The organism is Acinetobacter sp. ANC5681 (genome assembly GCF_023488045.1).
Lineage (GTDB): Bacteria > Pseudomonadota > Gammaproteobacteria > Pseudomonadales > Moraxellaceae > Acinetobacter.
This window is the reverse complement of the sequence record NZ_JAMFKZ010000021.1, coordinates 43,444-51,907: the sequence shown is the minus strand read 5'-3', so window position 1 is coordinate 51,907 and position 8,464 is coordinate 43,444. Positions and strand designations below refer to the sequence as shown.

Annotated in this window: 6 protein-coding genes and 2 pseudogenes; 3 read left to right on the top strand and 5 right to left on the bottom strand. The window is 37.5% G+C overall.

Annotated elements, in window-relative coordinates:
• Positions 1–326 precede the first annotated feature (326 nt).
• The 4 genes from M5121_RS12045 to M5121_RS12030 form a co-directional block, all read right to left on the bottom strand.
• The gene (locus tag M5121_RS12045) at positions 327–881 is read right to left on the bottom strand and encodes a peptidylprolyl isomerase (RefSeq protein WP_283772298.1); all 555 of its coding nucleotides are present in this window, start codon (positions 879–881) and stop codon (positions 327–329) included.
• 135 nt (positions 882–1,016) lie between these two features.
• Positions 1,017–2,087: an alpha/beta hydrolase gene (locus M5121_RS12040; RefSeq protein ID WP_249571316.1), complete on the bottom strand. Its 1,071-nt coding sequence runs from the start codon at positions 2,085–2,087 to the stop codon at positions 1,017–1,019.
• Positions 2,088–2,648: 561 nt separating this feature from the next.
• A complete protein-coding gene (locus M5121_RS12035) occupies positions 2,649–2,891 on the bottom strand; it encodes a hypothetical protein (RefSeq protein ID WP_249571315.1) in 243 nt (80 codons plus the stop codon).
• 390 nt (positions 2,892–3,281) lie between these two features.
• Positions 3,282–4,136 (bottom strand): MBL fold metallo-hydrolase, encoded by an 855-nt coding sequence (locus M5121_RS12030; protein ID WP_249571314.1) that lies wholly within the window; start codon positions 4,134–4,136, stop codon positions 3,282–3,284.
• Between the two features lie 107 nt (positions 4,137–4,243).
• Between M5121_RS12030 and M5121_RS12025 the strand changes: the two are divergent.
• The 3 genes and pseudogenes from M5121_RS12025 to dnaK all read left to right on the top strand — a co-directional run bounded on the left by M5121_RS12025 (position 4,244) and on the right by dnaK (position 7,936).
• Positions 4,244–5,137 (top strand): annotated as a pseudogene (locus M5121_RS12025) (LysR family transcriptional regulator).
• A 159-nt stretch (positions 5,138–5,296) separates the two neighbouring features.
• Positions 5,297–5,842: a nucleotide exchange factor GrpE gene (gene grpE, locus M5121_RS12020; protein WP_249571313.1), complete on the top strand. Its 546-nt coding sequence runs from the start codon at positions 5,297–5,299 to the stop codon at positions 5,840–5,842.
• 150 nt (positions 5,843–5,992) lie between these two features.
• On the top strand, positions 5,993–7,936 hold the full coding sequence (gene dnaK / locus M5121_RS12015) for a molecular chaperone DnaK (RefSeq protein WP_087547937.1): 1,944 nt from the start codon (positions 5,993–5,995) through the stop codon (positions 7,934–7,936).
• A 48-nt stretch (positions 7,937–7,984) separates the two neighbouring features.
• Here the strand turns inward: dnaK and M5121_RS12010 are convergent.
• A pseudogene (locus M5121_RS12010) lies at positions 7,985–8,358 on the bottom strand (hypothetical protein).
• Positions 8,359–8,464 lie beyond the last annotated feature (106 nt).

Sequence of the window (8,464 nt, the reverse complement as noted above, 5' to 3'; positions counted from 1 at the left end):
AACCCAACTAATCTAGCCAAATCCTTGTTTCTCAACAAGTTTTTATCTGCATCACCGCCGATGGATGTGCATTCTACACCATTTCAAAACACACGCAAGCACTTTTAGAAAATTTAAAATTCGGTTGTTTTTTTTTTAAACTTTAACTTACCTAATTTACTGATTTATATAATTTAAAATTTATTAATTATCTTAAAAGTGAATTTAATCAACATAAATAACTGTAATTTAATGACTTAATTAAAAATATGGATGTAATTCCACCTAATTTTGATGATCAAATTGAATTAAAGCAGAAATATTTAAAAATATTTCTGCTTTAATTTTTACTTCTTGTTCTTTATCTGAACACTAATGATTTTAATCGGCTGTTTAGGGACATTTTGATGCATTCCATAGTTACCTGTAGGAACACTAACAATTTTATCAACAATATTCATTCCTTTCGTTACCTTACCAAATACAGCATAACCAGCATCCATTTGTGAACGATTTAGGAAAGTGTTGTCAGCAACGTTAATAAAAAATTGACTCGTAGCAGAGTTAGGATCACTAGTACGTGCCATTGCTAAAGTACCGCGTGTATTTTTCAAACCATTATTTGCTTCATTACTAATAGGTGCTTTAGTTACCTTCTCAATCATATTGGCATCCATCCCCCCGCCTTGAATCATAAATCCTGGGATGACTCGATGAAAAATAGTTCCAGCATAAAAGTTACTTTTTACATAGCTTTCAAAATTTTTTGCTGATACAGGTGCTTTATCGTTAAAAAGTTCAATTTCAATATTTCCCATACTGGTTTTCATATCAACCATTGTGTTGGCAAATAAATGGCTGCTTACTAATAGTAGACTAGTTGTCATCAACAACTTTTTCATGATTGCTTTTCTCTGATTTTAACGAGTGATTTGTTGTACTTCTCAATATTAGTTTTACAAATTTATTTTTGCTATTTCTATTTGTTATTTACTAATAAAAAACCTATGTTCCACGTGAAACATAGGCTGATTAATTTAATTGTGTTTATCCCAAAACTTTCTGAAGTTTTTAGCAATTTCGATTGTATTGCGTTTAGCTTTACTCGAAATCGGTGTGAGATTAATAAATCCATGCGTTTGATCTGGATAATCTACATAATGCACTTTAACACCACTTTGTCTTAGTTTATGGCTATAAATCTCACCTTCATCATGTAATAAATCATGCCCTGCTGTTACCACAAATGCTGGAGCTAGTTTTTTAAGACTTCCATACGTAGGTGATATTAATGGATCATCTAACGCAACTTGATGCTGTGTTGAATAATATTTAGTGACGTAATCTACATCTTTACTTGTTAACACCAGACCCTGACCATAGGCATAAAAAGAAGGATGTTTACTTTTAAAATCTACAACAGGATAAAACAACAACTGAGCTTGTGGTGCATATGATTTACCAACCGCATGCTGTGCAACTACAGTACTAATATTTCCTCCTGCACTATCTCCAGCAACAGCGATACGATTTTTATAAATTTTTAGCTGACGACGATTTTGATACACCCATGCTAATGCGTCATCACAAGATTTAATGAGTAGCTGCGGAGATGCTTCTGGTGCAAGCGGATAATCGATACTCAGAACTTGTACTTTTGCGTACTTCGCAATGAGTCGACAGGCTTCATCATGCGTATCTAAACCACCAACGACGAAACCACCACCGTGATAGAACACGATCATCGGTAATTTTTTATTAGGTGCAGGATGATAATGCCTTGCGAAAACCGTGCCACTCTGTAAAGGCAGACGTATATCTTCTACCGATTCTATAGAAGTCGATTTATTTAAAATCGCTAACATTTGTGTATCAAATTGACTGCGAGATTCGATCGGATCTTCTCCAATAAAACCAACACGCCCTTGTTTAATTTGAACTGCCATTAAGCATTTTGTAAAAGCATCCAAATCTGGATATTGATATGGGTAGCCTAAAACTTTCGCCAATGATTCTTGTACAATCTTAGGCAGCTTATCTAGCGCTCGTGCAGCAGGACCTTGTCCTTTATCTAAAATCGTTTGAATTTTTTGAGGTAATGCTGACACGTTCTTCCCCTTTTTCGCCCTGTCCATAGTTCTTGTTCATATCGACTATATGCTGTTATAAAGTCGTAGATCAAGATAAAGAATTCAAAATCATGCTGTAACCTAAATGGCTTATCTTAAAAAGTCATTAACCATTTTGCTAATCACTGCTTGCCTTTCATGCCAATAGCCAAGCTCAAGCACAGGTAAAAGAGGTATTTTCTGTTTTTTTAATATTTCTAATCAAAAGACATTTAATAAAAAACGTAGCTTTCGTTCAGATCTTTTCATTATTCAATCTATTCATTGGTTTGATCTTATTTATCGAATAGATAGTAGACGAACATTCTAATCACTTTATAGTCTTATAATTTGTTCGTTTATTCATATTTGCTTTAGAAAAGACGAGCGCAAAAAAAATTTAATTGCCCAAAAACTAAAAACGAGAATCAAAGGTTTGACTCTCATTTTTCAATTCTTAAATCATGAATCAGGTTTAACACATCATATATAGCAGTACATGTAAAAATTAGGGGTTGGCATCGGTATCCTAATCTATCGTGTTATGAACCTAAATCCAATTTATTGTCCTGATGCATCTGTACCAACAGATCCAGAAACAGAACCTGAAACACCAGCTGAAGCTCCATTCGGTTGAACATCAACAGATGTTCCTGCTTGCACGCCTACTCCGCCTTGTACATTCGCTGGACTTGCACTCGTTTGAGCCGAACCAGAAGCATCCAAACCTGCTTGTGTCGAACAACCTACGGCTGTGAATGCAACACCTGATACAACCATTGAGATTAAGGCTAACTTTTTCATTGTATATTTCCTTTCATTATGACGAAAAGCAAAGTTATCTTTGCGTTGCCTATCATTCACAATTTTTTTATGTATCGTGATGTGGATTAGTTGCCGTTTGTTATTTATGCAGCATGTTTTTGCAATTTTTATTAAACCAATTCAATGCAGGATTCACACTTTTTTATTATTTTAAAAGTTCAGTTAAATGATTCTCTATTCAAAAGTTTTACTTGTATTCGCATCATAATTGCATCAGAAAAGCATGATCATCTTCATTTTTTATAATTTATAAAAACATTATCAAACCCTACTACAAACTTACATTGTAATTTACCTCTAAAAATTCGGAGTTTAGAAAAATAAAAACCGAGACTTCTCATCACGGTTCTTCAATTCATTTATTAGGTTTTAAGGCCATTGCATCTCGCCTTTAACTACTTTAGCACCCAACTCTAGGCTGCTTGACTCGCCTAAGGTTGGATATTGTTTTTGCATAATTGCAATTAATTCAGCTGAATTCTTACTGGCTTTTACCGCTTTCTCATATTGCTTTAAATAGTCGATTGAAAAATTCACTGCATCAAGACCTTCAGCGGCGCCTGCTTTCATATGCGCAGGCACAACTACTTGCGGATTTAATGCTTTGATATTTTCCAAAGTCTGCACCACTTCTGCACGATCTTTCGCTGTTGCGGTATCCGCAGTCCAAAGATGAATACCCGATGACACTGGAATACCCCCCACAACCGCTTTGACACTCGGAATCCATAAATAAGTCAGTTCTTTTTTACCTTTAATTTCGATATTTTCATTTTCTAGTTTTAAGGTTTTAGCCGTATACGCTTGCGGAACAATAATCTTGTTCGGTGCATTGGCTCCCATTTTCGGCCCCCAATACGCGACTTTCAATGCTTGCGTATCTTGAATATGTTTTACCGTCTCTGGTGTCGCAATAATTTGCACATTAGGGAAATACTGTTTAAATACATCTAAACCAAAATAGAAGTCTGGATCGCCATAGCTGACAAAAATCGTTTTTAAGGTTTTACCACTATCTAGAATGTCAGCAGCGATACGCAATGCTTCTGATTTAGAAAATTGCGCATTGACCAGTAAGACTTCTTTATCACCCTCAATTAAGGTTGAGGTCACACCGAAGTGCTCAGGCTGAGCCAAAAAGTTTTGAATTTTTAAGTCTTGTGCAAAAGCCGCAGATGTTGCTGCTAAAGTAGATACAGCAATGATATAAGGTTTGGTATTCATGTTATCGTCTCCAATTGATAACAACTACTTTAAATTGCAATTATTGCTGAATAAACACTCTAAATTAAGATAAAATGTTGCATAAATTGCAACAATAAGAATTTTATATGGATACTTTAAAAGCCATTCAAGTTTTTGTATGTATTGCGCAGCAAGGCAATCTTAGTAAAGCAGCTGAACATTTAGACTATTCTAAAGCAATGGTCTCTCGTTATTTAGATCATCTTGAACATACTTTCTCGACTCGACTTTTCCAACGTAACACGCGCAAAGTTTCACTCCCCCCTGCGGGTGAAAAAGCGTTGGTCTATTGTGAGAATATTTTACAGCAGCAACAATTGCTTGAAGGTTTAGCCACCCCTGAACAGCACAGTGGTACGATTCGTTTCAGCTGTGGTCTGTTTCTGTTCCAACTGGGTGTGAATGAATGCATTAAACAATTTAGGAAACACTATCCATAGATCCATTTCGATGTCTATTTAACTGAAAATACGGTCGACCTCATGGATGCTCAGGTTGATCTTGCACTGCGTATTACCCAGAAAATTGTAGATGGGCTGATTGCCCGACCAGTTTGTCAAATCGAATCCATCTTTTGTGCACATCCGCACTATTTACAAGATCACACTCCCCTTTCACACCCAAGCCAACTGATTCAGCATGAATGTATAGCCCACCATACGCATAATCAGTATTGGACTTTGTTTGATACAGATCAACAACCTCAGAATTATCCATTAAATGTTACGTTTAAAAGTAATGATGTGATTGCGCTCTATCAAATGTGTCTCAAAGCAGAAGGCATTGCCATGTTACCAACGCTATTGGTGCGTCAGGATATTGCACAACAACGTTTGCAACAGGTATTTACAGATTTTTCTGCACCTGACCTAACCTTGTCGTTAGTCTATGCATCAAGGCAACATTTACCGAAAATCACACAAGAATTTATTGCTTTTGTCATCGAAAACTTAAATTTTTACTTAAATCAGCAAAATTAAAAGATTTAAATCAACCTGAACGCTTGAATTTTGTCGCCTTGCCCATACTTCATCCCTATCTATGAATGACCAAGATGTGGCAGTTCGGGTTTAACCCTATGAGCATTCACGCCAAAAGGACTGTACATGTTTAAGAACTTTTTTCAACGGAGATCATCAATGGCTAATGAGCACAATGAGCAAGCTCAAGACATTCAAAATGAGCAACAGACTGAACAAACTCAAGCTGAAGGTGTAGAGCAGGCAAACGAGCTTAGCGTTGAAGATTTACAAGCGCAAATCACCAAACTCGAAGAAAGCTTGAAATTAGAAAAAGCACGCACTGCAAATGCTGTTTACGAAGCGCAGAAGAGTGTCGAGCGTATTCAACGCGAATCTGAAAAGCACAAAGAGACTGTGTTGGAAAAATTTGCTAAAGAATTACTGGATTCTGTCGATAATCTTGAACGTGCAATTCAAGCCGCGGGTGAAGAACAGACACCTGTACTCGAAGGCGTGAAACTGACCCTGAAATCCCTTTTGACCACACTGGAAAAATTTGGCGTGGTTGAGGCGGATACCCAAAATGGCTTCAATGCCGACTTACACCAGGCAGTAGGTATTGATTCAAACGCCAAGGCCAATGAGATTGGTACAGTGTTGCAGAAAGGCTATACCCTGAATGGACGTTTACTCCGCCCAGCGATGGTGATGGTGGGTCAATAATCCACAGAGCAAAGTATTTATTTGCTCAAAAATGCAGAATTTTGAGAGTTTTTTGATTTTTTTTCATAAAAATGCTTGAAAAAAACTGATTGACTCTCATATCGAATAACAAGCAAAACATTGCAACAAAATTTTAGAGGAACATTCCAAATGGCAAAAATTATTGGTATTGACTTAGGTACTACCAACTCATGTGTTGCTGTACTTGAAGGCGATAAAGTAAAAGTAATCGAAAATGCTGAAGGCGCACGTACAACTCCATCAATCATCGCTTATAAAGATGGTGAAATCTTAGTTGGTCAAAGCGCTAAACGTCAGGCTGTAACAAACCCGAAAAACACATTATTCGCAATCAAGCGTTTAATCGGTCGTCGTTATGAAGATCAAGCGGTACAAAAAGACATCGGTCTTGTACCTTACAAAATCATCAAAGCAGACAATGGTGATGCTTGGGTTGAAGTAAACGATAAAAAATTAGCGCCTCAACAGATCTCTGCTGAAATCTTGAAAAAGATGAAGAAAACTGCAGAAGACTATTTAGGTGAAACAGTTACTGAAGCGGTGATTACAGTTCCTGCTTACTTTAACGATGCTCAACGTCAAGCAACTAAAGATGCGGGTAAAATTGCAGGTCTTGATGTTAAACGTATCATTAACGAACCAACTGCTGCGGCTCTTGCGTTCGGTATGGACAAGAAAGAAGGCGACCGTAAAGTTGCAGTTTACGACTTAGGTGGTGGTACATTCGACGTATCAATCATTGAAATCGCAGACCTTGATGGCGACCAACAAATCGAAGTGTTATCAACAAATGGTGATACTTTCCTTGGTGGTGAAGACTTTGATAACGCGTTAATTGAATTCTTGGTTGAAGAATTTAAGAAAGAACAAAGTGTGAACTTGAAAAATGATCCACTTGCGTTACAACGTTTGAAAGAAGCTGCTGAAAAAGCAAAAATCGAGCTTTCTTCATCAAATGCAACTGAAATCAACCTTCCATACATCACCGCTGATGCAACAGGTCCTAAGCACTTAGTGATCAATGTAACGCGTGCAAAACTTGAAGGTTTAGTTGCTGATTTAGTTGCTCGTACAATCGAGCCTTGCAAAATCGCGCTTAAAGATGCTGGTCTTTCGACTTCAGACATCTCTGACGTAATTTTAGTTGGTGGTCAGTCTCGTATGCCACTTGTACAACAAAAAGTACAAGAATTCTTTGGTAAAGAGCCACGTAAAGACGTGAACCCTGATGAAGCTGTTGCAATCGGTGCTGCGATTCAAGGTGCTGTATTGTCTGGTGACAAAACTGACGTTCTTTTATTAGACGTAACACCATTAACTTTAGGTATCGAAACCATGGGTGGTGTATTAACACCAATCATTGAGAAGAACACTACGATTCCTGCGAAGAAATCACAAGTGTTCTCTACAGCTGCTGACAACCAGCCTGCTGTAGATATTTCAGTTTACCAAGGTGAACGTAAAATGGCTCAACAAAACAAATTGTTGGGTAACTTCCAATTAGGCGATATCCCACCTGCTCCACGTGGCGTACCGCAAATTGAAGTATCGTTCGACATCAACGCTGACGGTATCTTAAAAGTATCGGCTAAAGATAAGAGCACTGGTAAAGAGCAATCAATCCAGATTAAAGCAAACTCAGGTTTGTCTGATGCTGAAATCGAAGCAATGATCAAAGATGCTGAAGCGAATGCTGAAGAAGACCGTAAGTTTGAAGAGTTAGCGAAAGCACGTAACGAAGCGGATGCTTTAGTCTCTAGCTCGAATAAAGCAGTCAAAGATCTTGGTGATAAAGTCACTGAAGATGAAAAAACTGCGATTGCTACTGCGGTGTCTGAGCTTGAAGCATCGACTAAAGAAAATGATGTTGAAGACATCAAAGCGAAAACTGAAGCTTTACAAAACATCTTGATGCCAATCACCCAACGTGCTTATGAACAAGCACAAGGTGCTGGCGGCGCAGAAGGTTTTGATCCAAACGCATTCCAAGGTGGTGATGCGGGTCAACAACAGAAAGCGGACGATGGCGTTGTAGATGCTGAGTTCACTGAAGTAAAAGATGACAAAAAATAATTTGTCTCTTTAAAAAAGACCGCGCGAAAGCGCGGTTTTTTTTATATTTTAAGATAAGTCATTTTGTTCAAAATAAAGTTCGCCCAAAATTGGCATGAACAAAGGTATAACGCCACAGGCTTTTATTTCTTCAATAAACTCAGGAATGTTCACCCCAGGTAATAACTGAGGAACGTCATCAATCGGTGTCACCATGCTATATGTTGTCTGACTAATTCAGGATCACTCAATAAAGGCTGAGTAAACGTTTGGGTTAAGTTTGGACGACTGATAAAAGGATCAAGCACAACTGTACGATGCTGATCAGAAAGAATGAATCCCGCTGTCCCCAAATATTTGATTTTTAAATTTTTAACGTTTGCCTCAGCAGGAGAATCTGCTGTCCATGCAGTATCAGGCGCTTTCAGTAAATATTTCAGCATATTGTGCCTTAATGTTTATTTTATTTATTCCTTCAGAATATGCATTAAAGCAGAATGTGATACATGTTGATATATTTTCCAGATATCTCTTATTCTTGTTATAGTT

What these genes read in the sequence shown, in the direction of transcription:
- M5121_RS12045 (WP_283772298.1), bottom strand. Translation starts at nt 881, where the DNA reads ATGAAAAAGTTGTTGATGACAACTAGTCTACTATTAGTAAGCAGCCAT.
- M5121_RS12035 (WP_249571315.1), bottom strand. Translation starts at nt 2,891, where the DNA reads ATGAAAAAGTTAGCCTTAATCTCAATGGTTGTATCAGGTGTTGCATTC.
- M5121_RS12030 (WP_249571314.1), bottom strand. Translation starts at nt 4,136, where the DNA reads ATGAATACCAAACCTTATATCATTGCTGTATCTACTTTAGCAGCAACA.
- grpE (WP_249571313.1), top strand. Translation starts at nt 5,297, where the DNA reads ATGGCTAATGAGCACAATGAGCAAGCTCAAGACATTCAAAATGAGCAA.
- dnaK (WP_087547937.1), top strand. Translation starts at nt 5,993, where the DNA reads ATGGCAAAAATTATTGGTATTGACTTAGGTACTACCAACTCATGTGTT.